The organism is Microbacterium marmarense (genome assembly GCF_037204165.1).
GTDB classification, from domain to species: Bacteria; Actinomycetota; Actinomycetes; order Actinomycetales; family Microbacteriaceae; genus Microbacterium; species Microbacterium marmarense.
In genome coordinates this window covers 1,168,016-1,190,117 of the sequence record NZ_JBBDGL010000001.1, presented here as the reverse complement: position 1 = coordinate 1,190,117, position 22,102 = coordinate 1,168,016, and the positions used below count along the sequence as shown (strand labels likewise).

At 62.9% G+C, this 22,102-nt stretch carries 22 protein-coding genes, 1 tRNA gene and 1 other RNA gene; 10 read left to right on the top strand and 14 right to left on the bottom strand.

Features of this window, described 5'->3' with window-relative positions:
- Positions 1 to 42: 42 nt before the first annotated feature.
- Positions 43 to 139, bottom strand: an RNA gene (ffs, locus tag WDU96_RS05430) — signal recognition particle sRNA small type.
- Positions 140 to 326: 187 nt separating this feature from the next.
- Here ffs and WDU96_RS05425 point away from each other — a divergent pair.
- From WDU96_RS05425 to WDU96_RS05410, 4 genes are all read left to right on the top strand, one after another.
- Positions 327 to 1,313 (top strand): AAA family ATPase, encoded by a 987-nt coding sequence (locus tag WDU96_RS05425; protein WP_420063939.1) that lies wholly within the window; start codon positions 327 to 329, stop codon positions 1,311 to 1,313.
- A 7-nt stretch (positions 1,314 to 1,320) separates the two neighbouring features.
- Positions 1,321 to 2,568: a DUF58 domain-containing protein gene (locus WDU96_RS05420; RefSeq protein WP_337337454.1), complete on the top strand. Its 1,248-nt coding sequence runs from the start codon at positions 1,321 to 1,323 to the stop codon at positions 2,566 to 2,568.
- Positions 2,555 to 4,861, top strand: coding sequence for a transglutaminase TgpA family protein (locus tag WDU96_RS05415; protein WP_337337453.1), 2,307 nt, complete (start codon positions 2,555 to 2,557; stop codon positions 4,859 to 4,861). Before WDU96_RS05420 ends, WDU96_RS05415 begins: the two co-directional genes overlap by 14 nt.
- Positions 4,862 to 4,913: 52 nt before the next feature.
- A tRNA-Ser gene (locus tag WDU96_RS05410) sits at positions 4,914 to 5,001 on the top strand.
- Between the two features lie 135 nt (positions 5,002 to 5,136).
- On the opposite strand, the gene WDU96_RS05405 is transcribed toward WDU96_RS05410, so the two are convergent.
- Both WDU96_RS05405 and WDU96_RS05400 read right to left on the bottom strand, forming a co-directional pair.
- Positions 5,137 to 6,630 (bottom strand): MFS transporter, encoded by a 1,494-nt coding sequence (locus WDU96_RS05405; protein WP_337337452.1) that lies wholly within the window; start codon positions 6,628 to 6,630, stop codon positions 5,137 to 5,139.
- Positions 6,631 to 6,729: 99 nt separating this feature from the next.
- The gene (locus tag WDU96_RS05400; RefSeq protein ID WP_337337451.1) at positions 6,730 to 7,242 is read right to left on the bottom strand and encodes a GNAT family N-acetyltransferase; all 513 of its coding nucleotides are present in this window, start codon (positions 7,240 to 7,242) and stop codon (positions 6,730 to 6,732) included.
- A 103-nt stretch (positions 7,243 to 7,345) separates the two neighbouring features.
- On the opposite strand from WDU96_RS05400, the gene WDU96_RS05395 reads away from it, so the two are divergent.
- Positions 7,346 to 8,368 carry an LLM class flavin-dependent oxidoreductase gene (locus WDU96_RS05395; protein WP_337337450.1) on the top strand — a complete coding sequence of 341 codons (1,023 nt, stop codon included), beginning with the start codon at positions 7,346 to 7,348 and terminating at the stop codon, positions 8,366 to 8,368.
- Positions 8,369 to 8,469: 101 nt separating this feature from the next.
- On the opposite strand, the gene WDU96_RS05390 is transcribed toward WDU96_RS05395, so the two are convergent.
- The 6 genes from WDU96_RS05390 to WDU96_RS05365 form a co-directional block, all read right to left on the bottom strand.
- On the bottom strand, positions 8,470 to 9,009 hold the full coding sequence (locus WDU96_RS05390) for a bifunctional nuclease family protein (RefSeq protein ID WP_337337449.1): 540 nt from the start codon (positions 9,007 to 9,009) through the stop codon (positions 8,470 to 8,472).
- 39 nt (positions 9,010 to 9,048) lie between these two features.
- Positions 9,049 to 9,714: a deoxyribose-phosphate aldolase gene (gene deoC / locus WDU96_RS05385; RefSeq protein ID WP_337337448.1), complete on the bottom strand. Its 666-nt coding sequence runs from the start codon at positions 9,712 to 9,714 to the stop codon at positions 9,049 to 9,051.
- Positions 9,715 to 9,868: 154 nt separating this feature from the next.
- Positions 9,869 to 10,069 carry a putative acetyltransferase gene (locus WDU96_RS05380; RefSeq protein WP_337337447.1) on the bottom strand — a complete coding sequence of 67 codons (201 nt, stop codon included), beginning with the start codon at positions 10,067 to 10,069 and terminating at the stop codon, positions 9,869 to 9,871.
- A 7-nt stretch (positions 10,070 to 10,076) separates the two neighbouring features.
- Entirely contained in the window at positions 10,077 to 11,549 is a 1,473-nt protein-coding gene (locus WDU96_RS05375; RefSeq protein ID WP_337337660.1) for an SDR family NAD(P)-dependent oxidoreductase, read from the bottom strand.
- 98 nt (positions 11,550 to 11,647) lie between these two features.
- The gene (locus WDU96_RS05370) at positions 11,648 to 12,358 is read right to left on the bottom strand and encodes an NUDIX hydrolase (protein WP_420063932.1); all 711 of its coding nucleotides are present in this window, start codon (positions 12,356 to 12,358) and stop codon (positions 11,648 to 11,650) included.
- A 37-nt stretch (positions 12,359 to 12,395) separates the two neighbouring features.
- Positions 12,396 to 12,911 carry a pyridoxamine 5'-phosphate oxidase family protein gene (locus WDU96_RS05365; protein ID WP_337337446.1) on the bottom strand — a complete coding sequence of 172 codons (516 nt, stop codon included), beginning with the start codon at positions 12,909 to 12,911 and terminating at the stop codon, positions 12,396 to 12,398.
- 563 nt (positions 12,912 to 13,474) lie between these two features.
- Between WDU96_RS05365 and WDU96_RS05360 the strand changes: the two genes are divergently transcribed.
- Positions 13,475 to 13,678 carry a cold-shock protein gene (locus WDU96_RS05360; protein ID WP_337337445.1) on the top strand — a complete coding sequence of 68 codons (204 nt, stop codon included), beginning with the start codon at positions 13,475 to 13,477 and terminating at the stop codon, positions 13,676 to 13,678.
- A 116-nt stretch (positions 13,679 to 13,794) separates the two neighbouring features.
- Here the strand turns inward: WDU96_RS05360 and WDU96_RS05355 are convergent, their stop codons facing one another.
- On the bottom strand, positions 13,795 to 14,439 hold the full coding sequence (locus tag WDU96_RS05355; protein WP_337337444.1) for an SDR family oxidoreductase: 645 nt from the start codon (positions 14,437 to 14,439) through the stop codon (positions 13,795 to 13,797).
- A 65-nt stretch (positions 14,440 to 14,504) separates the two neighbouring features.
- Entirely contained in the window at positions 14,505 to 15,068 is a 564-nt protein-coding gene (locus WDU96_RS05350; protein WP_337337443.1) for an NYN domain-containing protein, read from the bottom strand.
- A 135-nt stretch (positions 15,069 to 15,203) separates the two neighbouring features.
- Between WDU96_RS05350 and WDU96_RS05345 the strand changes: the two genes are divergently transcribed.
- The gene (locus WDU96_RS05345; protein WP_337337442.1) at positions 15,204 to 15,545 is read left to right on the top strand and encodes an HNH endonuclease; all 342 of its coding nucleotides are present in this window, start codon (positions 15,204 to 15,206) and stop codon (positions 15,543 to 15,545) included.
- Between the two features lie 9 nt (positions 15,546 to 15,554).
- Here WDU96_RS05345 and WDU96_RS05340 read toward each other — a convergent pair whose 3' ends face one another.
- Positions 15,555 to 16,976 carry an amidase gene (locus tag WDU96_RS05340; RefSeq protein WP_420063931.1) on the bottom strand — a complete coding sequence of 474 codons (1,422 nt, stop codon included), beginning with the start codon at positions 16,974 to 16,976 and terminating at the stop codon, positions 15,555 to 15,557.
- Positions 16,977 to 17,056: 80 nt separating this feature from the next.
- Between WDU96_RS05340 and WDU96_RS05335 the strand changes: the two genes are divergently transcribed.
- Positions 17,057 to 17,416 (top strand): hypothetical protein, encoded by a 360-nt coding sequence (locus tag WDU96_RS05335; RefSeq protein ID WP_337337440.1) that lies wholly within the window; start codon positions 17,057 to 17,059, stop codon positions 17,414 to 17,416.
- Between the two features lie 37 nt (positions 17,417 to 17,453).
- Here WDU96_RS05335 and fdhD read toward each other — a convergent pair whose 3' ends face one another.
- A complete protein-coding gene (gene fdhD, locus WDU96_RS05330; protein WP_337337439.1) occupies positions 17,454 to 18,311 on the bottom strand; it encodes a formate dehydrogenase accessory sulfurtransferase FdhD in 858 nt (285 codons plus the stop codon).
- Positions 18,312 to 18,314: 3 nt separating this feature from the next.
- On the bottom strand, positions 18,315 to 19,403 hold the full coding sequence (gene moaA / locus WDU96_RS05325) for a GTP 3',8-cyclase MoaA (RefSeq protein ID WP_420063930.1): 1,089 nt from the start codon (positions 19,401 to 19,403) through the stop codon (positions 18,315 to 18,317).
- A gap of 201 nt (positions 19,404 to 19,604) precedes the next feature.
- Here moaA and WDU96_RS05320 point away from each other — a divergent pair, with 201 nt between their 5' ends.
- Positions 19,605 to 21,050: a cytochrome ubiquinol oxidase subunit I gene (locus tag WDU96_RS05320; RefSeq protein ID WP_337337438.1), complete on the top strand. Its 1,446-nt coding sequence runs from the start codon at positions 19,605 to 19,607 to the stop codon at positions 21,048 to 21,050.
- Positions 21,051 to 21,059: 9 nt separating this feature from the next.
- Positions 21,060 to 22,091: a cytochrome d ubiquinol oxidase subunit II gene (gene cydB / locus WDU96_RS05315; RefSeq protein WP_337337437.1), complete on the top strand. Its 1,032-nt coding sequence runs from the start codon at positions 21,060 to 21,062 to the stop codon at positions 22,089 to 22,091.
- Positions 22,092 to 22,102: the final 11 nt, after the last annotated feature.

Genomic DNA, 22,102 nt, shown 5'->3' with positions numbered 1-22,102 from the left:
AGAGGCTGTGATCAACGCAAATCGCGGATATGCCTGCAGAAAAAGTAAGACTCTCCGCGAACCCGGCAGAGCCTGGTTACCCTTGCTACGTTTCCGTCCTGGGGGAGTTGGCCTGGATGCCGCCTCGCGGAGAGCTGCCACAAGTCTAACCCGAGTGCGGGCGCCGTCAGCACGCGGCGCAAGTTAGAGCGCTGTTAATCCCACCCGGCCCGCGCGCTCGAGGTGATTGTTACGATTGCATAAAGGGCGATGGGGCCCGAATGACCGTCACCCGAGGCGGCACAAGGGAGGTCACGGTGGTTGACACCACGATGACGAGCACCGCAATGGATCTATCCGGCGACATGAACCCCAGTCGGTTTTCGGATGCTGCGGCCGCCATTGCCGCATCGGTGAGCACCGTCATCGACGGCAAGCCCGACGCGGTGCGAAGCGCATTGGTCTGTCTGCTGGCGGAAGGACATTTACTCGTCGAAGACGTGCCAGGCGTCGGCAAGACGATGCTCGCCCGCGCACTGGCGGCATCGGTCGATGCAACAGTGCGGCGCATTCAGTTCACCCCCGATCTGCTGCCCGGCGATGTAACGGGTGTCAGCGTGTTCAATCCGGTCGAACGCGAATTCGAGTTCAAACGCGGCGCGATATTCGCCAACATCGTGATCGCTGACGAGATCAACCGCTCGTCGCCCAAGACCCAGTCGGCGTTGCTCGAGGCGATGGAAGAAGTTCAGGTCACCGTCGATGGACACACCCACAATCTGCCCAAGCCGTTCTTGGTCGTCGCCACTCAGAATCCCCTCGAGATGGAAGGCACCTACGCACTGCCTGAGGCCCAGCGCGACCGATTCATGATGCGCGTTTCTATGGGCTACCCCGATCAGAAATCGGAGCAGCTCATGCTGCGCCAGCGCGATGCGGTGAACCCGCTCACCACTCTCGCTCCCGTGGTGACGTCAGCGCAGGTCAGCACTCTCATCACCTGGGCGCGTTCGGTGCATGTCTCGCCCGCGGTCGAGGAGTACGCCGTATCGCTCGCCCACGCCACCCGGCATCATTCCGATCTACGACTGGGGGCAAGCCCTCGAGCAACACTCCAGCTCGTGCGGGCGGCCAAAGTATGGGCAGCGCTCGACGGTCGCCACTTTGTGATTCCAGACGATATTGCGGCGTTGCTCGTTCCGGTCTTCGCTCACCGGCTCATACCCACCCGCGCTGCGGGCGCAGGACGCGCCCGAGGCAGCACCGATGCTGTGACTGTGATCCTCGAACGGATCGCGGCAAGCACACGAGTGCCCATCGCGCCGAGGCAGTGACGCTCACATGGTTCGCTGGTGGCCGCTGACAGCGCGGGGTACGGGCGCGCTTGCACTTTCGGGCGTGTGCTTTGCGCTCGCACACGAGCTCGGCGTCACTGAGCTGCTCTACTTCGGTGTGCTGTTGCTCGCTGTGGTGCTCGCGAGCCTCGCGGCGGTGTCTCTCACTCGACGTACCGACACTGTGGTCAGAACGATTAGTCCCGAAGTCGCGCAGGTGGGCGAAGCGACCGTTGTCACGACTCGTGTGGGGGTACGCACGGCCGTACCCACGCCGCCTGGCACCTGGCATGACACCCTGCCGAAGGGTCTGAGCGGCACCGCCGACGGCGTGCTCCCGGCGATTAGTTCGGCCTTTCGCAACGGCGAGCGCACGGTTGAAGTTACGTATGAGGTGACTGGTGAGGTTCGGGGAACCCGTTCTATCGGCCCGTTCTTCATCAGAACAAGCGACCCGTTCGGGCTTGCCGTGCGTCGCACGCGCTTCGACACTCGCACTTCTGTCACGGTCGCTCCCGCCTTGGTCGATGTGTCTGCGCTCAATCACTTCACCGGAGAATCCGGCGGGTTGGTGCACAGCGAAACCACCCAACTCGGCCAGGGCGCCGACAACCTCGTAGCGCGCCCGTATGCCTCTGGTGATTCCATGCGACGAATCCACTGGCGGGCAACAGCGCACCGCGACACCCTCATGGTGCGCCAAGAAGAGCAGGAGTCCACGCCCGAGGCCACTGTCGTGCTCGATCGAAGCGGCGAACGGTGGGGACGCCAGGCCCGCTACGCACCAGGGGGCGACGATGCCTTTGAAGCTGCCGTCTCAGCATGCGTTTCCGTCGTGGCTCGGCTCGTGCGCGACGGGTACACCGCCGAGGTGATCGACAGTGACGGCACCGTCTTGATAGAGCGAATCGACGGCGGTGATGTGAGTGAGCTCGACGAGATGCTCACGCAGTTCGCCGACGTGACCGCTCGTCGCGGCGATGACCTGCCTGACCTTGCCCGGCTGTTCACGGGGTCGGCGACGGGTCCGGTCGTTGTCATCACCGGGCAGTTGTCCTCGGCGGATGCTGATGCTCTCGCTCCCGCCGTGCACCACTCCAGCCTGCCCGTCTTGTTCGCTGTCGCCCCCGATGCCCAAGCCCTGGCATCAGCATCCGAAAGCGGCTGGCACGTCGGGCGGATAGACGTTGAGGGCGATTTCGCCGATGCGTGGCGTGAGGCGACAGGGCATGGAGCCAGCCATGTCGTGGCGTAACGCAGCCGCGTCGAGCGTGACGCCAGAGGTTGCCGAGATGCGAGTGTCTCGGCGTGGCGCCCGCACGCTCACGATCGCGGTCTACGCGGCGCTCACGGCCGCTCTGCTGCCCGTATTGAACGTGGTGGAACCGAGCGGGTGGCTGTTCGGCGCGCTCGCGCTTGCCGCTGTCATCTTGATGGCCGGATACTTCGCCCGCCGCGCGCGCCTGCCCGCGATCGCGGTCTCACTGATTGAGATCGTTCTTTGGGCATTGTTCATGACCGGCGCCTTTTTCGGCAGCACTGCCCTGTTCTGGGTGGTGCCGACGCCCGCGACGATCGACGCGTTGCCCACGGTATTGGCCGCAGCTCAAGACGAGATCATCCAGGGAGCAGCGCCCCTGGAGCCCTCCATCGCGGTGTCCGTTCTCATTGTCGGCGCGATGGGGCTGTTGGCGATCATCATCGACCACGTTGTGATCACCGCACGCATGCCGTTGCTTGCGTCTGTCGGCTTGATCGCTGTTTCGCTTATTCCCGCGATCGTCGTCAGCGATGAGGCCGACGTCATGTCGTTCATCTATCTGGCCGCGGCGATCCTCTTTCTGCTCCGCGCCGAGACGCGATCACGCGAGAAGCCCGCCGAACAGCAGGCCGAGCGGACGGCGGGCGTGCCCGCGACAGCGATGGGAATCGCCGCGATCGCCGTGGTCGTCGCAGTAGCGGCATCTCCCCTTCTTCCTGAACCGACTGTGCGCGTGGGCTCGCAATTCGGTGCGGGCCCGGGCATCGACGCTTCACTGTCACTGGGCGATGATCTGCGCCAGCCAGATCCGATTGAAGTCATTCGGTACCAATCGAATGCTTCATCGCCCCCGTACTTGAGAGCCACGACGCTGTCACAGTTCGACGGCGCCGTCTGGGAACCCGATCCGTTGCGAACGGTGCCGCTGGAGAGTTCATCGGGGTTGGTCGAACTGAACGTTGATGAAGATGTGCTCATCACCCCCGCCGAGACCTCAGTGTCTGTGGTGAACCTCGCCTCGTACTGGTTGCCGATCCCGTGGGCGGCGACAGCGGTGTCCGGGCTCGAGGGGTCGTGGTCTGCGGTGCCGGCGAATCGCACGGTGGTCTCACAGTCGGCGACTACTCAAGGCCAGCAATATGAGGTTTCTTCACTCGCAGCGCGCCCGACTCGCGAGCAGATTCGATCAATGGATGCTGCGCCAAGCCCGCGTATCGATGACGCCACCGTCGCTCTTCCCGACGACCTCCCGCCCATCATCGGAGAACTCGCTGCTGAGGTCACCGAGGGCACCACCAACGACTACGACGCGCTCATCGCACTGCAGCGCTGGTTCCGTGGCGGTGAGTTTCGGTATTCCCTCGAAGCTCCCGTCGAAGATGGCTTCGATGGAAGCGGCGCCGATGCCGTGGCGGAGTTTCTCGAGGTTCGTGAGGGCTACTGCGTTCACTTCGCCGCCGCATTCACGATGATGGCTCGCACTCTCGATATGCCGACACGTATTGTCGTGGGCTACCTGCCGGGCAACGTCACCGGCGAGGTCGAAGACGGCGAGCCGGTGTATTCGGTGATGAGTGACACCCTGCATTCCTGGCCCGAAGTGTATTTCGAAGGCGTCGGATGGGTCGGCTTCGAGCCGACAGCCGGCCTCGGCACGCCCACCGCCTTCGCCCCGGAATCGTTCACCCCGGGTGCTGCCGATAATTCGCTGACCGCGCAGCCCGAAGAGCGGCCGACCGCAACGTCGACGCCGGGAGCAGATCTGCAGGATCTGAATGTTCCTTTGGATGGCGCCAGCGGAGTCATTCGCGACGCGGAGACGAACTTCTATCCGGTGTTGGGCGCAGTCGTGTTCATTCTCGCTGCGCTGACGGCGCCCGCCATTATTCGCGCGGCGAGGCAACGGTCGCTCATTCGTTCAGCCAATGATGGCGATGCACTGGCCGCATGGGCGATCGTGCAGAACGCGGCGATCGATCTCGGCATCTCGGTTCCCGGTGCTGAAACGCCCCGAGCGTTCGCGAACCGCCTGGTGAGCGACCACGAAGCGTCGAGCGACGCGATGCAGACTCTTGTCTACGCGATCGAGCATGCGAGCTATTCCGGAACGATCGGCCGCAACTACGGTTTGACCGATGCTGCGGCTGCCGCGGCGGTCGAAGCGAGCGCTTCATTGTTCGCTCACGTTGCGGCCTCGAGGCGTGTTCTTGCCGTCGTCGTGCCGCGTTCTTTGCTTGTGCGACCGGGCAGTGTGTACGCGGGGGCAACCGGTCTTCGTCAGGAGTGACAGTCGGCCAGCGCAGACAAGGTAGGATTGTCTGCGGCCCTCACGGGCTGCTGGAGGATTCGCCTAGTGGCCTATGGCGCACGCTTGGAAAGCGTGTTGAGTGAAAGCTCTCAGGGGTTCGAATCCCCTATCCTCCGCCATGTGATGTCTCGCGACATGTGTCTCATATGTCGCGAGACATCTGTCATTTCTGGGGCCATCTGCCGGGGTCTTCTTCGTTGGCCTGCCCACACCTCGCGCCGCCCGGCAGCATCCCCATCGCCAGCTTCTTTTATCTATGCGGCGCGCGGGGCGGGAGCGGCCGGGAGCACTTCGATGACCGCGCCGGTATCGACTTGTTCAAGGCTCATGCCGACGGTGTTGATGCGGAACTTCCATGTGATCACGGCCCCGAGCAGCGATGTCGCGACAAGCACGGTCAGCAGCACGCCCTGGCCCCACACGTCGAGCAGGGTGGGAAACAGAAAGGCAGTCAGCACGGCGCCCACTTTTCCCGCGGATGCCGCGAACCCTGCGCCTTTTCCCCGCACACGCGTCGGGAAGACTTCTCCGGCGAGCACATACGTCATCGTGTTCGGGCCGAGGTTGGTCGAGAAGTTGAAGATCATGAAGCCCGCGAAGATCGCAAACGTCGGGTTCTCAAAGAACACCGACGACGCGGCGATCGCTAGGCCGATGCCGCAGCCGATGAAACCAACGACTTGAAGCCGGATGCGTCCGACTCGGTCGACCAGAAAGAGTGCCACTGCAAGACCGACGAGCAAGAAGGTGTCGATGATGAACGCGCCCTCGGCGCCCTGCAGGTCGCTCGCGATCACGCCAGATACGGTGTCGTCGAGACCCGTGGTGTCGGTGCCGAGCGTGGTCGCGATAACGATCGGGGTGAAAATGCCGATGCCGTAGGTGCCGAGGTCTTGCAGAAACCAAGGCACGCTGGTCAGGATCGTCGCGCGACGCAACGGACGCTTGAACAGCGTCTTTATGCTCGACTGAGACGCTTTCTGGTCAGCCTTCACCGCGTCAGCTACCGGCGCCTCACGCGTAATGCGCAAGTCGCCCGCCTTGTGGTCTCCGAAACAGAGTGCGGCAAGCACCGCTTCGGCTTCGTCGTAGCGGCCCTTCGACGCCAGCCAATGCGGGCTCTGGGCGGTGAAGATGCGCGCGATCGTGACGACGAACGCGGGAATGATCACAAGGGCGAACATGATGCGCCAGTCGGAGAGCTCTTCGCGTTGGCTGAGCACCAGCATTCCCACACCGGTGCCGGCAACCGCTCCGACCGCTTGGAAGCCGAACGCCGCGAGCACTCTGCGGCCGCGAATCTTGGTCGGAAGCGTCTCAGAGATCATCAAGTGCGCGACCGGATAGTCGGAGCCAAGAGCCAGGCCAGTGCCGAGCAGAAATAGCAGGAAGATCGGCAACGAATTGCTGAATGATACGCCAACGAGGCACGCGGTGAGCAGGCCCATCTCCCATAGGAAAAGCGGGCGCCGGCCCACCTTGTCAGCGAGCCCGCCCAGAGCAGAAGCACCGATCAGAATGCCCAGCAGGGGCATGGCCGTGACCAGTCCGATCTGCGCGGTAGACAACGAATATTGCGCGGCGATCAGCGGCGTTGCCACACCGACGAGAAAGACGATCATGCCTTCGAAGAACTTGCCGGCAGCGGCCAAGAACCACGTGCGCTGTTGCAACGCGGTGAGTCCGGCCTGCCCCGTCTCGTCAATGTGTTCCGAAACAGTGCGAGTCACGGGTGCAGTTACAGCCATCAGCGTCTCCTAGATCCCAGGCATCGAGTGGATCCAGGTTGCGGCATCAGTGTTAACAGCGGGCGAACGGCAACTCGCGCGGCAACAGCCGCAGGCATCTCAGTCGCTGCCCGCGAGGGCGCTGCGGCGCTCGACCAACACGGTGTCGCGCCACGTACCAGCGAACGGTCCCGAACCTGCTCGCGCGATCCGTTCCCTCGTACCGACGACCCGGAACCCGAGTGATTCGTGCAACCGCTGGCTCGCGGTGTTGTCAGCAAAAACGCTCGCCTGGATTGTCCAGATGCCTTCGCTTTCACACGCGGCGATGAACGCCATCAGCAGCAACCGGCCAACTCCGCGGCCTCGAGCATCAGGACTGACATAGACCGAGTGTTCGACGACTCCGCTATACGCTGGCCTGGACGACACCCGCGATCCTGCCACCCACCCAGCGATGGTCCCGCCGTCATCGACAGCGACGAATCGCGCAATAGACAGCTTTCCCGCGTCGAACGAATCCCAGCTCGGGGTCGAGGTCTCGAACGTTGCGAGGCCGTCATCGATCCCTGCGGCGTAGATCATCTCTACCGCAGGCCAATCAGCCGCATCCAATGTGCGCACCTGCATCATCGAGCCGGCCTCCTTCTTGTCAGGTCGGTTCCACGATATCGGGGGCACCGATACGTAATGCATTCATGGGAATGGATGCCGCTGGCGTACCGTTGCATCCACTATGCAAAGCTTCGGCACTCTCTCATTCGGACACTACGGCCCTCTCGGCGGCGGCCGCATCCTGACCGCTGGCGACTCGATGAAACAGGCCATCGACCTGGCGCAGGGCATGGACGAGCTTGGCGCGAACGGTGTCTACTTTCGGGTTCACCATTTCGCTCGCCAACAGGCCGCCCCCTTGCCGTTGCTCGCCGCGATCGCGGCTACGACGAAGCGCATCGAGATCGGCACGGGCGTAATCGACATGCACTACGAGAACCCGCTCTATCTCGCCGAAGAAGCCGCCGCGGTGGATCTGATCAGCGACGGACGACTCGCACTCGGTGTCAGCCGCGGCTCACCCGAGTCGGTCGTACGCGGCTACGAAGCGTTCGGCTACACCGGCGCGAACGACCCGCGCGGGGCTGACATCGCTCGCGAGCACTTCTCTACCTTCCTCCGCGCGGTCGAGGGCGAGGGCATGGCAGAGCGCGACCCGCACTCCCCCTTTGGTGGTGGAACCGGACCGCAGCGAATCGAACCGTATTCCCCCGGTCTGCGTTCCCGAATCTGGTGGGGTGCTGGCAACAGCGAGACCGCCGAGTGGGCTGGGCGAACCGGCGTCAACCTGATGTCGTCGACGCTGCTCACCGAGTCTGGCGATGTGCCGTTCGACGAGCTGCAGGCGAGACAGATCGACGTCTTCCGCAACGCGTGGCGCGACGCCGGACATGCCGGAACACCCCGGGTCTCGGTCAGCCGTTCGATCTTTCCCATCACAACTGCCGAAGAAGACATGTACTTCGGCGGCCGACAGGATGGTGACCAGGTCGGCGTAATCGACGGCATGCGCTCAACATTCGGCAAGACATACGCGGCAGCCCCCGATGTGCTCGTCGAGCAGCTGCTCGGCGACGCCGCAATTCAGAGCGCCGATACCCTCATGCTGACGATCCCAAGCCAGCTGGGCGTCGAGTTCAACCTTCGCATTGTGGAGTCTTTTGCCAAGCACGTCGCCCCTTCGCTGGGGTGGAAGCCTCAGTGATGTGACGCCGGCTGGCAGCGAGCTCAGCGTTGACGGTGCTCAAGCGCATCGAGGGTGCGCTTGAGCTGATCGCTGTCCGCTGAGGCCGACCCCGAGGACAATCAGCCGCGAAAATCGTCGGGATCGACGTTCTCCAAGAAGCGCTTGAACTCATCGACGCGTTCTTCGGCGACAACAGGATCGACGACCTCGGGATCAACTGCGCCGTGTGCAACTTCTTCGTCGTCGGTCACCTCGTCGACGATGCCTGCCTGAAGAATCACCTCGTCTGCGACCCAGAGCTCAGCGCCGACGCGCGAGGCGAGCGCGATCGCATCAGACGGTCGCGCATCAATGCGATGGGTGCCGCCACCGGCGTTGAGAACGATCTCGGCGTAGTACGTGCCCTCGGTGATACGCGTGATCTCGATTCGCTGCACGATCGCATCGAGGCTGGCCAGCATTGAGCGCATCAGATCGTGCGCAAACGGCCGCGGGGTTTCGGCGCCTTCCACCGCGACGAGAATCGACGTTGCCTCTTGTGCCCCTATCCAAATGGGCAGAATCTGACCTTCACCCGGCAGCTCATCGATCGGCTTGAGCAATATGACATGCTGTCCTGCCGGATCGAGGGCAATACCGGCCACACGCACCTGAACCATCAACACTCCCTCCGCGGTAGCGGTCGGTGTGAAGCCAGGCTAGTAGGTGCCGACCGCTTCGCGGTCTTCGAGAATGGCGCGAGTGCTCGACAGCCCCAAACGTGTGGCACCTGCCGCGATCATGGCCTCAGCGTCAGAACGCGTGCGAATCCCGCCGGACGCCTTCACTTCGAGCCGGTCGCCGACCGTCTGCTTCATCAGCGATACGGCGTGAAGCGACGCGCCACCCGCCGGGTGAAATCCGGTCGACGTCTTGACGAAGTCGGCCCCGGCTGCCTCGGCCGCGCGGCAGCTCGCAACGATCGCTTCGTCCGATAGCGCAGCCGACTCGATGATCACCTTGAGAACCACGGGCTTGGGTGCAGCCTCGCGCACCGCGCGGATGTCGGCCTCGACGGCGTCGTAGCGCCCTTCGATCGCCGCGCCAAGATCAATCACCATGTCGATCTCGTCGGCGTGGTTGAGCGCCGCAAGCCGGGCCTCTGCCGCTTTGATCTCGCTGTGGTGTTTTCCGCTGGGAAAACCAACCACAACGGCAAGCTTCAACTCTTCGGGTAGCTCAACCGGAAGCACCGAGGGTGACAGGCAAACGCTGTAAGCGCCCAGCTCTGCGGCTTGAGAGATTGCTGCTTCGACATCTGCCGTCGTGGCGGCGGGAGCGAGCAAGGTGTGGTCTACGTACGTGGCCAGATCGGCAATAGTCATGAAGTGTCTCCTTGGCGCATATCAGGCGGCGAGCCCGCGGGAGCGGACTGACAAACCGGTGCTGACGACGACGATGGCGACAACGAGGCCGATTTCGCGCTCAGTTCGGCCACCGTCGAGTCTAGTGGGCACGCCTGGACACGAGCCGAACCTGCTATGGCCGACGTGGTGGCGCGGGCGGAACTTCTTTGGCAGCGATCACTGCGCCGCGCGGAATCGTCGCTATGCCGTGCTTGCCGTCGACCACGAGCGTCTGTTCGTCTGCGCTCAGCAACTCACCCAGAGCATCGGTGGCCTGCCCCGTCGGCAAGATATAGCGCACGACGACACGAGCACCGGGTGACGGCAGGTTCACGGCAGCGTCACCACTGCCCGCGTTCGTAGTCCTTCAGGAAGACACCGAACAGATCTTCACCGTCTTCACCACGCACGATGGGGTCGTACACCCGCGCCGCACCGTCGACCAGGTCGAGCGGAGCATGAAATCCTTCTTCAGCCAAGCGCACCTTGGTCGGGTGGGGTCGCTCGTCGGTGATCCATCCGGTATCGACGCTCGTCATCAGAATTTGGTCGCTTTCGAACATCTCCCGCGCGCTCGTGCGCGTCAGCATGTTGACCGCGGCCTTCGCCATGTTGGTGTGAGGATGCCCCGGTCCTTTGTAGCCCCGGTTGAAGACGCCCTCCATCGCACTGACATTCACGATGTACTTGCGGCGCGCAGGGCTTGCGACCATTGCAGGCCGAAGCTTGGAGATCAGCAAGAACGGCGCGGTCGTATTGGCAAGCTGCACCTCAAGCATCTCGAGCGGGTCGACTTCTTCGACACGCTGAGTCCACGAGTTGATCCCGTGCAGATCGGGAATGAGGCCGCCAGCGTCGATTGCCGTGCCTGCGTTGAGGCGCTCAAGCGAGCTGGATCCGGCTGCCATCGCCTGCTCGGTGAGCTCATCGGCTCGCGACGCTGCCGCGGCGAGCACCGGGTGCGCAGCAACCGAACGCTCGAGAGCCTGCGGGTGCTGGTCGTTGGTGTGCCCGAAGGTCACCAGCTCCGGAAGGGGGCCGTCAGGCAGTGGCGAGAGTTCCGCATCGACCAGGGGCTGATACGCACCGGGCGAGCGCCGCACGGTTTGCGTAGCGTTGTTGATCAGAATGTCGAGGGGCCCTGCCGCAGCAACGTCTTCGGCGAGACCGATCACCTGCGCTGGATCCCGCAGATCGATGCCTACGACCTTGAGACGGTGCAGCCAGTCTGCCGAATCGGGAAGGCTCGAAAAGCGACGCACAGCGTCGCGTGGGAAGCGAGTAGTGATCGTCGTGTGCGCGCCATCTCGCAACAGGCGCAGCGCAATGTACATTCCGATCTTGGCGCGTCCGCCGGTGAGCAGAGCGCGCCGATCGGTCAGATCGGTACGAGCGTCGCGCTTGCGGTGGCTGAGGGCCGCACACTCCGGGCAGAGCTGATGATAGAAAGCGTCCACCACGGTGTAGGGCTTCTTGCAGATGTAGCAGCCGCGCGCTTTGATCAGCGTTCCCGCCGTGGGCGCAGTCGTGGCGGTGCTGATCGGGATGCCGCGAGTCTCATCGTCGATGCGGTCGGGTGCTCCCGTAGCCGTCGCAGCCACAACGGCACGATCAGCGTCAGCAACCATGGCTCGAAGCTCTCGACGCCGTTCCCGCTTCACCGCCTTGAACATCGCGGCCGTGGCGCGGCGCACCGTGATGTAGTCGGGATGCGCTTCGTTCATCTGCGCCATGTTCTCAAGCACACGAAGTGTCGTCGCGAGATCGTCGGCATCGATGCCTGCACCGAGATCAGTGCTGGCACCGAGATTGATGCCCGCTTCCAGATCGTCGGGCAGAGACTCAGCAGGGTCGGTCGGCGAAGAAGGCACACACAAGTGTATTGCGACGAATGCTGAAGGTGCGGTGACCGTCAGCCCACAGGCGGCTCAAACGGAAGCACGCGAGCAGCATCCCACTGCTCAGTCCAGCCGAGGGACTCAAAGACCGCGTCGAGCAACATGGCGGTGAAGCCCCACACGAGGTGCTCATCGCCGGCGTGTCTCGTGATGAAGCCTGGCCCACGCCACTCGTGACCGTCGCGCCGCAAGACGGTCGTTCCTCGGTTGGCGGGATTGAGCAGGTCTGCCACCGGCACGCGAAAGACGTGTGAAGACTCGGCCTCATCGACGACACCGACCGCCGTCGGGTGTCGCCACCATCCGATCACCGGCGTCACCATGTGGCGCGAGAAAGCGAGCGGCACCTCGGGCAACTCGCCGAGCACCTCGACGCCTGCCGGGTCTAGCCCGGTCTCTTCCCTCGCTTCTCGAAGGGCCGCCGCCACGACCGAGTCGTCCTCCGGGTCGACTCGGCCTCCGGGGAACGCAACTTGTCCGGCGTGTGAACGCAGCGTGGACGCTCGCGCCAACAACAACACGTCTAGATCTTGCGAGACGGCAGCGTCTTGCGCGTCATGTCTGCTCGGCAATGAATCGAGCACACCGAACAAGATGAGAACAGCGGCTTTGCGTGACGCGGCAGCCGCAGGCATCCCCTCAAAAGCGTCGAAGCTGTGCTCGGCGTTGTTGACGAGAGCGATTAACGCATCGCGGGCGTTCAGCGCGCGCTGGCCGGCAGACATCTTTTCAGGCTACGCCGCTCAGCGACTCGGCGCTGAATCAGCAGCTGATTCGGCCGTGCCGCATCGTGTCGTCAGGTACTTCCTTCGTGACGAGCGACTTGAGCATGCCCGCTGCCATCACGACCTTGCCGTGGGCTGGCTCCCAGAACTCTGTCTCGACGGGCGTCACGCGAAGCAACGCGATGTCTGGGGTGTCGAGCCCATTCTCGAACCAGATGTCAAGTGACTGCGTATAGAGCTCCTCCATCTTGGTGCGGTCGTGCACGATGCGAGCGCGTCCGCCGATCGACACGAATCGCATGCCCTTCGCGTCGCAGTACGACAGTCCAACATCGCTGTCTGCGTCAACTTCGTCGGCCTTCTTGCTGTCGTCTGCGGTGAAGAACCAGATGTCGCCGTTCTCATCCATCTGACGCGTACTCATTGGACGACTCACCAGCGTGCCCCCAACGTCGATGGTGGTAAGCATGGTGAAGTCGATGTCTTCGACGAGCTCTTTCACTCGTGCGGATGCGTCAGTTGCCGAAAGCTCAGTCATTTGCGTCTCTGTCATTCACCCAGGTTTTCACCAGCGCAATGACCACGCGAGGGGCTTGACAGCGGTCGATGACCGCTCTACTCGGCGTTCGTGCTATGCTGATGGTCGCCCATTCGGGTACGCGTCACATTCCTCAATGCCTCACTGTGGAGTAGCAGACAGCCTGACGCCCGGATCGTCACCATGACATCCGCCTCAAACCTTCGACTTCCGCGCACGAGCGTCTGTATCGCCGCGCATCACCTGAAAGCTGCATGACCCTCGTAATTCCCACCATCTCGTCATCACGGCCGTCGCTCAATTGGCGACAAGCTGATAACGATGTTTTCGTCGCAACCGCTGCAGGCGAGTACGCTGGCTTTGTCGGCATTACTCCGCTCGGATACGAAGCGCATGGCGCGCAAGGCGAAGATCTCGGTATACACGGCACAAGTGAACTCGCCCATGCAGTGGTTGCGGCATCCGCAGCCCCGATAACACCCCTCGCGGATATTCCGCGTCTCATACGCCCGCTCCGCACACGTCGGCGCGGCACTCCCGGTCGCTCACGCGGCCCACAAAGTAAAAGGAAAGACACGATGGCCACTGGCACCGTGAAATGGTTCAACTCCGAAAAAGGCTTCGGCTTCATCGCTCCTGACGATGGCGGCGCCGACCTGTTCGCGCACTTCACCGCGATCACGGGCGACGGATACAAGGAGCTCCGCGAAGACCAGAAGGTCGAATTCGAAGCGGAGCGTGGCCCCAAGGGCATGCAGGCCGCTAACATTCGCCCGCTCTGATTTCATCCGTTGGCCGGGGTTGCCTAAGCTCCCCGGCCAACGAATGGGCTTTCCTGCCCAGATTTTTAGCGTGCTCTCCTCTGAACGCATCTCACTCTTGTGAGCGGCGACTCAGATCAACGAGCCACGGCCTCACTGATTGCTGTAGCGCCCTCGTTGAATCGGATCGTTCGTCTGATCGTCGAATCGTCCGCCAACACGGCCGCAATGACTGAAGCCACATCGCCGCGCGACACCTTCGATGGCGCATCAGCGTCCACCTCGATCTGACCTGTCGGCTCGTCGAGCGTCAGCGTGCTCGGTGCGACGATAGTCCAGTCGAGCCCGCTCGCGCGCAGGTGCTCATCTGCGGCAGCCTTCGCTTCTGCATACGCGAAGAACGAGTTGTCACGCGGAACACCGTGATCTGCTCCGGCGCCGAAGTACGACACCATCACATACCGCGACACGCCCGCGGCTACTGCCGCGTCGATCGTGCGTATTGCCGCGTCGCGGTCTACGGCATAGGTGGTTTCGGCACTGGCACCACCCGCGCCGGCCGACCACACAACCGCTTCATTTCCGCTGATCACGTTGCTCAACTGATCAGTGTCAAGCATCTGGACGTCGGCTACGAGCGGCGTAGCTCCCGCAGCCGCGACGTCTGACTCGTGATCCGGGTTGCGAATCACCGCCGTCACGTGGTCACCACGCCCGGTCAACAGCGGTTCGAGCAACAGCGCAATCTTGCCGTGCCCACCAATTAACAGAACTCGAGACATCTCACACTCCAATCGGGTCGCTCCGAGCCTACGTTCGTTTGGGCTGTGGAAGACCTCGGCGCAATTCAGCGCAAAAAGGTGTATGGGTCGTACTCTTCAATCGGGATGACCCGCACCCGCGGAAGCGGGGCGTCAAAGACTTCGGCGTCAAATTCAAGATCGAATTTCTCTAGGCCAGCGATCGCCCCGAAGCCGATGTTGCGAAACTCGGCGAACGCGAGCAAGCCCACGCGACGCTCTGAGTCGATCAGCGCCTCGATATCTTCGAGAAAGTCGCCGTCATGGCTGACCAGAATGACATCTTCATGCCGGTGGCGCAGCGCCTGCAGAGTGCGCTGAATCGCGATGTCGACAACTTTCTCGTCGGGAGCTCCCGAAAGCGGAACTACTCGATAGTCCATCGCCTTGAGCGCTTGAACGAAAGACATCGGAATGCCGCTGGACGCGTTGAGAAAGAACAGTCCCTGCGCATCTTGGCGCCAGGTTCGTCGGGCGAAAGCGATCAAACGGTCCCAGCGTGGGCGCTCGTCAGGTTGCGGTCGTCGACCGAGAATCGATGAGCCCAGTGTGGCGTCGATGTTCTCGCCGTCGACCAGCACCCAGGTGATGCGTTCATCGTGTTCGCTCACTGGTTCCTCTCGATCTGCCGCGACTCGCGACCTGCAATGATCCTACGGGCACACCATGCTCCTGCTCTCGCAGCGCCGTGCAGGCAGACCGCGCGTCACCTGCTCGAGGTGAGTGCTCGAAGATACGCTGGCCACATGGCCGCCCCCAATTCGCGCCGCGCTCGTGCGCAGCGGCGACGCGTGAAACGTGTCGCGACTTCAGGCAGCGATCTGACCGATGCTCAGTGGGCTGCGATCTCTGAGGCCTGGGCGCAGTGCGCGTACTGCGGCAAAGCAGACGGCCCGTTTCAACGTGATTGCGTGTTGCCGATATCTCGCGGCGGCCGCTACACGCTCGACAATGTCGTGCCCGCGTGCCGGTCGTGCAATGCAAGCAAGTCCAACGACGAAGTCACCGCGTGGCTCCGTCGCAAACGGCTCGATGAGCCCGCGTTCCTGCTGCGATACCGCCAGGTGGTGCTCGAACTCAGCGGCTGAGTGCGCCCATCAGGCCGTCCCGGGCCAGACGCACGCCATCTCGATGTCTCGGGCCGCACGCAATGCCAATTCGTCACCGTTCATCGGGCCAATCACCTGCACACCGGTGGGAAGAGACACAGCATCCAGCCCAGTGGGTACAGCGACAGCTGGCAACCCGAGAAAATTTGCGGCAAGAGTGAGCCACAGCGACCGCCAGGCATCCATTGCCTGTGGCTGACCTCCCAGGTCAAAATCCACGGCAGGAATACCCGAGGCGAGCACCGGGCCCAGGATCAGTGGGATGTGTTGCTGCAGTTGGCGCCACTCGGCCGCCACTACCACCCGCTGCGCCCATGCGTCGGCATACTCGCGCGCTGTCTCGTAGGGCCGTGCTGCGGCCGTGCTGTCGCGCATGAACGCGGTGGCCGCTTCTCCCAACGGCACTGCGAGATCGGCAGGATCGAGGGTGAAGAGCATGTCGGTGCAGGCGAGCCGTCGCCACAAAGTCGCTGCTTGTTCCAGGCGCGGCAGGTCGATCTCGACGACGTCCCACCCTGCGGCGCCCAATGCGTCAACGGCCTTGTCGATGGATGCTGCCACTCCCGGCTCGACGGGCCACCCTGCCGCTCCATTGACGACACCGACACGACGCGGCGCGCTATCGGGGTCGAGCGCAACCGCATCGACCGAGACGCCATCACGTGGATCCGACCCGAGCAGCACCTGGAACGCCAACTCAAGATCAGCAACATTCCGAGCGATGGGCCCATTCACTGAGAACTGTTGCAACGTCATGGCGACACCTTCGCCGCGAACGGCCGAGCGAGGCACTCTGCCGTGAGACGGCCGCACGGCGCAGACGCCTACGGCATGGGCGGGAATGCGCAGTGAACCGCCGAAATCGTTGCCGAGGCCGATGCTCGACATTCCCGTTGCGACCGCCGCTGCGTCGCCGCCGCTTGAGCCGCCCGCGGTGCGGTGCCGGTTCCATGGGTTGAGCGTTCGGCCGAAGAGTTCGTTGTCGGTATCCCATCGCATTCCGAAGTCGGACATGTTCCCGCGCCCTACGGGAACCGCGCCCGCGGCGCGCATGCGCGAAACGATCACCGCATCTTCGGGTGGGATGTTCTCCATCGCCCCGCGCCAGCCGTTTGTGGTGGGCGACCAGGTCAGGTCGATGTTCTCTTTCACCGTGAATGGCACCCCCGCGAGTGGGCCCGGGTCAAGGCCCGCCGATACGGCTTCGTCAACCTCTCGCGCTGCCGCGAGTGAACGGTCGGCAAAAGTCGCGGTGACGGCGTTGATCGAATCATTGATCGCAGCGATGCGAGACAGATGGGTCTGCATGACCTCGACCGCGCTCAGCTGCGCTGTACGCACGGCAACGGCGATCTCTTGCGCTGTGCGCTGCATTTGCACGGGTTCGCGGCTTTCGGCGGGGCTCACCATCCGAGGCTAGTGCGTGCCGTATTGGTCGGCATCACGCTCGTGGGCTGAGTTGTGCCGCGTGACCTACTAAAGTTCTGCGTATGGCTTCAGAACAGCAGGAACACCATGGCGGCGCGCTGAGCGGAAACGGCAGCCCAGGACTGTGGGGGGCGCTGTTCGGTCTGATCATCGCTGCATTCATCGCGATTCCCCTCTCGGCAGCATTCTCGTTCGCTACGCACCCTCAGACTCAGCAGCTATTCGGGGGGCGGCTGAGCGAGGCGACCCAGGGCGGCTACGTCGCTTTCTGGTGGATTGTCGCGATCTTCTTGGCGGCGCTGCCGTTCTTGGTCGGCTTCGCCGTGGCCAAGATGTCGGGAAAAACGCTTGCCATCGTGGGCGCGATCGTCGCTCTCTTCGTGATCACAGTGCTCGTAATGGGTCAGCTCTTCGTCTTCTAAGACGCATCCCCCAAAGACTGGCTAGTCGACGGGCTGATCAGTCCGCCAGGATCCGTTCTGCGTGCGAGTAGACGTTCATCGTCGTGCCACGCACGAAGCCAGCCAGAGTAAGACCTGATGCTGTCGCCAGCTCGGCGGCGAGGGTTGAAGGCGCTGATACGGCCGAGAGAATCGGAATGCCGGCCATCACCGCCTTCTGCACCAGCTCGAAACTCGCTCGCCCCGATACCTGCAACACGACCCCTGTAAGCGGCAAGCGGTCATTCAACAGTGCCCAGCCGATGACCTTGTCGACCGCGTTGTGTCGGCCGACGTCTTCGCGCACCACGTACCGCTCGCCCGATACCGCGTCGTACAACCCTGCGGCGTGAAGGCCGCCGGTGCGCGCAAACGCGACCTGGTCTTCACGCAGACGATCGGGAAGCGCGGCAAGGGCGTCGGCCGAAACAGTCACACGATCCAGCGAGGGGTCGAACTTCGATGCCGTCTCGATCGCGTCAATGGAGGCCTTGCCACACACTCCGCATGAACTCGTGGTGTAGAAATTGCGCGCGAGCTCTGGGGCTGGAAGCGTGACGTCAGGGGCGAGCGCTACGTCGAGCACGTTGTACGTATTTCCCTCTTCGGTGCCGCTGAGCGCGCCGCCGGGGGTGCCAGCGCCACCACAATGGATGGCGTTGCGAAACTGGCCGCGCTGCGAGATCACACCCTCTGACACCAAAAATCCGCCGGCGAGCTCAACGTCGTGGCCGGGCGTGCGCATCGTGACCGCGAGCGGTTTGCCCATCACTCGAACCTCAAGTGGCTCCTCGACGGCGAGGTCGTCGGCTCGCTTGCGCGATCCCGACCCCAGGGTGATCTTGACGACCGGTCGGCGCGCGGTGATGCGGCCCATTGTTCAGCCGCCGATCGCGTTCATGCCACGAGCGGGCTGCAGGAACGAGGGATCGTTGATGGCATGGCCGGGAAGCTTGCCGCGCACGCAGGCGCGAAGCATCCGATCGACTGCGACCTCACGACTCTGGCTCGACTCGCGATCGGTCGCCCGCAGGATCGGGAGCAGGTCATACTCCGTCTCTGAAAAGAGACAATTGCGCAGCTGCCCGTCAGCAGTCAGCCGCAACCGGTCACAGTCCCCACAGAACGGCGCCGTGACCGAGGCGATGACGCCCACCGTGTGGTCGGTGTCATCGAGCGTCCACCGCTCGGCTGGCGCACCACCGCGCCCGGGAATCGGGGTCAGCGTCCACCGACTGGCGAGGGTCTCCAAGATCTCTTCACGCGTGACCATGCGCGTGCGATCCCACGTGTGGCCTGCATCGAGCGGCATTTGCTCGATGAAGCGCATCTGCGCGTTGTGGGCTACCGCGAACTCGACGAGTTGAACCAGTTCGTCGTCGTTGACATCGCGCATGGCGACAGCATTGATCTTCAGCGGGCGAAGAGCAGACGCTGCCGCAGCTTCAATTCCCGCGAGGACGTCATCGAGACGGTCACGCCGGGTGAGCTCGTGGAACCTCTCGGGGCGAATGGTGTCGAGCGAGATGTTCAAGCGATTCAGGCCCGCATCGATCAGACCAGGCAGCTTCTCGGGCAGGCCGATGCCGTTGGTCGTCATAGCGATTTCGACAGGTCTTGCGTCAGGCCCCCGAATCTCGCCGAGTCGCCGTACGACCTCGACGATGTCGGTTCGAAGCAGGGGCTCTCCGCCCGTCAGCCGAAAGGTGGTGATGCCGTTCGCTGCAGCAATCGTCGCGATCTGCACGATCTCGTCGAGGGTCAAGATGCTCGTGCGAGCCAGCCATTCATTGCCCTGTTCTGGCATGCAGTAGGTGCACCGTAGCGAGCACCGATCCGTGAGCGAAATTCGCAGGTCTCGATGCACGCGGCCAAAGGTGTCAACGAGCGGATCGCCAGGCGAAGCCGACGAGGCGTCGCCTTCGGTGGGATCTGAACGAATGCCGATCGTCACCGGCACCGCGCTCACGCGCGAACCCCCGCTGCAACGACCCCGACCATACCTTGAGCCTAATCGCCGCAAAGTCAGTGGGGGCCATGTGCTCCCGGTGCGAGGCCGGGCGCGGTTGCCAGCCGGTTCGCGAGATTTCTTCTGCGGGACTACCGTCCCACTGCGAGAGCCTGATATGGTGTGGTCAGACCACATCGTTTGAGCGATCGGAGCGCCTCCGTGGACCTGCTGGATCCCCTGTTACTGGCCCGCTGGCAATTCGGGCTCACGACGCTCTATCACTTTCTGTTCGTTCCGCTCACGCTCGGGATGGCATTGACAGTTGCGATCTTTCAGACCGTCTGGTTTCGCACTGGGAACGTGAAATGGCTGCATTTGACGCAGTTCTTCGGCAAGATCTTCCTGATCAACTTCGCAATGGGAGTTGTTACCGGCATCGTGCAGGAGTTCCAGTTCGGCATGAACTGGTCGTCATACTCCCGATTCGTTGGCGACGTGTTCGGGGCGCCGCTCGCCTTCGAAGGGCTGATGGCCTTCTTCTTTGAAGCGACCTTCATCGGGCTGTGGATCTTCGGGTGGGACAAGCTGCCCAAGGGCCTGCACCTGGCTAGCATCTGGATTGCCACTATCGGCGCGTGGTTCTCGGCGTATTTCATCCTCGCCGCGAACGCCTTCATGCAGAATCCTGTGGGATACCAGATGGCGCAAGACGGTGGCCGAGCCGAGATGACCGACTTCTTTGCCGTGCTGACCAATCCGGTCGCGCTCGCCGCGCTGCCCCACACCCTTTTCGCCGCCTTCATGATGACGATGGGGGTCATCATCTCGATCTCTGCGTGGCACCTCGTGCGCGGGCAGAACATCGAGATGATGCGTTCGTCGTTGCGTTACGGCCTGTGGGGCATGATCATCGCGTTCGGCGGTACCGCGCTCTCTGGCGACCAGCTCGGTCTGGTGATGGTGGCGACGCAGCCGATGAAGATGGCTGCGGCTGAAGCCCTCTATGACACCGCCTGTGGCGCCGACGCGTCGTTCTCGATCTTCACGCTGGGAACGCCCGATGGTACGAGCGAACTGTTCTCGATTCGCATCCCGTTCTTGCTGTCGTTCCTTTCCACACACACTCTCGACGGCTGCGTCGAGGGCATCAACGACTTGAACATGCAGTACACGACCGAGCTGTTCCCCCAGTTCGCAGACCAGGTCGACGGCAACTTCGCCCCGATCCTGTGGGTCACATACTGGTCGTTTCGCTGGATGATCGGCCTCGGCGCTATCGCCGCTCTCACTGCCGTCGTCGGATTGTGGCTCACTCGCAAGAAGGCAAAGCGCGAGGTGCCTACGTGGGCATGGCGACTGGCCATCTGGGCATGGCCGGCGTCGCTCGTAGCAATTCTCGTCGGTTGGGTGTTCACCGAAATGGGTCGACAGCCGTGGATCGTGTTCGGTCTGATGCTCACCGAAGACGGAGTGTCGCCGAGCGTGCCCGGCTGGACCGTACTCATCTCGCTCATCTCGTTTACGGCGATCTACGCCATCCTCGCAGTCGTCGAAGTTGGTCTCATCATGAAGACCACTCACGCCGGGCCAGCACCGCTGCCCGGTCCCGACGACCCCGATCCGCGTGAGCGGTCGGTCGAAGACACCCCCACGACGGTCTACTAGGAGAGCGCCATGGATCTCGCATACATCTGGTTCTTCATTGTCGGATTCCTTTTCGTCGGCTACTTCGTTCTCGATGGCTTCGACTTCGGCGTCGGAATGTCGTTGCCCTTCCTCGGCAAGAACGACGTCTCACGCCGTCAGGTCATCAACACGATCGGTCCGGTCTGGGATCTGAATGAAACATGGGTCATTGTCGCCGGCGCTTGCCTGTTCGCGGCGTTCCCGGAGTGGTACGCGACCCTGTTCAGCGGGTTTTACCTAGCGCTGCTGCTGATTCTGCTCGCGCTGATCTTGCGAGGCGTCTCGTTCGAGTACCGCCACCAGCGCGACAGTGTGAAGTGGCGTAAGCGCTTCGACACGATGATCGTGGTCGGCTCAGCCGTTCCCGCACTGCTGTGGGGCGTCGCTTTCGCCAACATCGTGCAGGGTGTTCCGATCGACGCAAGCCACGAGTTCACCGGGTCTTTCCTGACACTGCTCAACCCGTACGGCCTGCTGGGGGGCCTCACGACCCTGTTGCTGTTCTTCACCCATGGCGTGTATTTCGTGGCGCTGAAGACCGATGGGCAGGTGCATGCAGATGCACGCGTGCTCGCGCGCCGTTCGGGCATGCTGACCGTCGTGGTCGCGGCCGCATTCTTGATCTGGACGATCTTCATCGCCGCCGAACACGGTGCTCCGTTTTTGGTTCTGGTCATCGCGGGCGCCGCTATCGCCGCCGTCGCGCTGATCATGTCGCTCATCTTCAATATGCGAGATCGCGAAGGGTGGGCGTTCGGCTTCGGCGCGCTCACCATCGTCGCAGCCGTGCTCACCCTCTGGTTCGCGTTGTTCCCGAACGTGATGCCTTCCTCGACCGACCCGGCCTTCAGCCTGACGATCGAGAACGCTTCGAGCACCGACTACACGCTCACGATCATGACTTGGGCGGCGGTGATCTTCCTGCCGCTTGTGCTTCTCTATCAGGGCTGGACGTATTGGATCTTCCGCAAGCGAGTGACCCGGTCGCACATCGAAAAAGCGGCAGCCGTGACCCATTGAGCTCACAAGCA

What these genes read in the sequence shown, in the direction of transcription:
- deoC (WP_337337448.1), bottom strand. Translation starts at nt 9,714, where the DNA reads ATGACTATTGCCGATCTGGCCACGTACGTAGACCACACCTTGCTCGCT.
- WDU96_RS05425 (WP_420063939.1), top strand. Translation starts at nt 327, where the DNA reads ATGGATCTATCCGGCGACATGAACCCCAGTCGGTTTTCGGATGCTGCG.
- WDU96_RS05365 (WP_337337446.1), bottom strand. Translation starts at nt 12,911, where the DNA reads ATGACAGAGACGCAAATGACTGAGCTTTCGGCAACTGACGCATCCGCA.
- WDU96_RS05400 (WP_337337451.1), bottom strand. Translation starts at nt 7,242, where the DNA reads ATGATGCAGGTGCGCACATTGGATGCGGCTGATTGGCCTGCGGTAGAG.
- WDU96_RS05335 (WP_337337440.1), top strand. Translation starts at nt 17,057, where the DNA reads ATGGCTTCAGAACAGCAGGAACACCATGGCGGCGCGCTGAGCGGAAAC.
- WDU96_RS05355 (WP_337337444.1), bottom strand. Translation starts at nt 14,439, where the DNA reads ATGTCTCGAGTTCTGTTAATTGGTGGGCACGGCAAGATTGCGCTGTTG.
- WDU96_RS05415 (WP_337337453.1), top strand. Translation starts at nt 2,555, where the DNA reads ATGTCGTGGCGTAACGCAGCCGCGTCGAGCGTGACGCCAGAGGTTGCC.
- WDU96_RS05345 (WP_337337442.1), top strand. Translation starts at nt 15,204, where the DNA reads ATGGCCGCCCCCAATTCGCGCCGCGCTCGTGCGCAGCGGCGACGCGTG.
- WDU96_RS05395 (WP_337337450.1), top strand. Translation starts at nt 7,346, where the DNA reads ATGCAAAGCTTCGGCACTCTCTCATTCGGACACTACGGCCCTCTCGGC.
- fdhD (WP_337337439.1), bottom strand. Translation starts at nt 18,311, where the DNA reads ATGGGCCGCATCACCGCGCGCCGACCGGTCGTCAAGATCACCCTGGGG.
- cydB (WP_337337437.1), top strand. Translation starts at nt 21,060, where the DNA reads ATGGATCTCGCATACATCTGGTTCTTCATTGTCGGATTCCTTTTCGTC.
- WDU96_RS05420 (WP_337337454.1), top strand. Translation starts at nt 1,321, where the DNA reads ATGGTTCGCTGGTGGCCGCTGACAGCGCGGGGTACGGGCGCGCTTGCA.
- WDU96_RS05360 (WP_337337445.1), top strand. Translation starts at nt 13,475, where the DNA reads ATGGCCACTGGCACCGTGAAATGGTTCAACTCCGAAAAAGGCTTCGGC.
- WDU96_RS05370 (WP_420063932.1), bottom strand. Translation starts at nt 12,358, where the DNA reads ATGTCTGCCGGCCAGCGCGCGCTGAACGCCCGCGATGCGTTAATCGCT.
- WDU96_RS05405 (WP_337337452.1), bottom strand. Translation starts at nt 6,630, where the DNA reads ATGGCTGTAACTGCACCCGTGACTCGCACTGTTTCGGAACACATTGAC.
- WDU96_RS05390 (WP_337337449.1), bottom strand. Translation starts at nt 9,009, where the DNA reads ATGGTTCAGGTGCGTGTGGCCGGTATTGCCCTCGATCCGGCAGGACAG.
- WDU96_RS05340 (WP_420063931.1), bottom strand. Translation starts at nt 16,976, where the DNA reads ATGGTGAGCCCCGCCGAAAGCCGCGAACCCGTGCAAATGCAGCGCACA.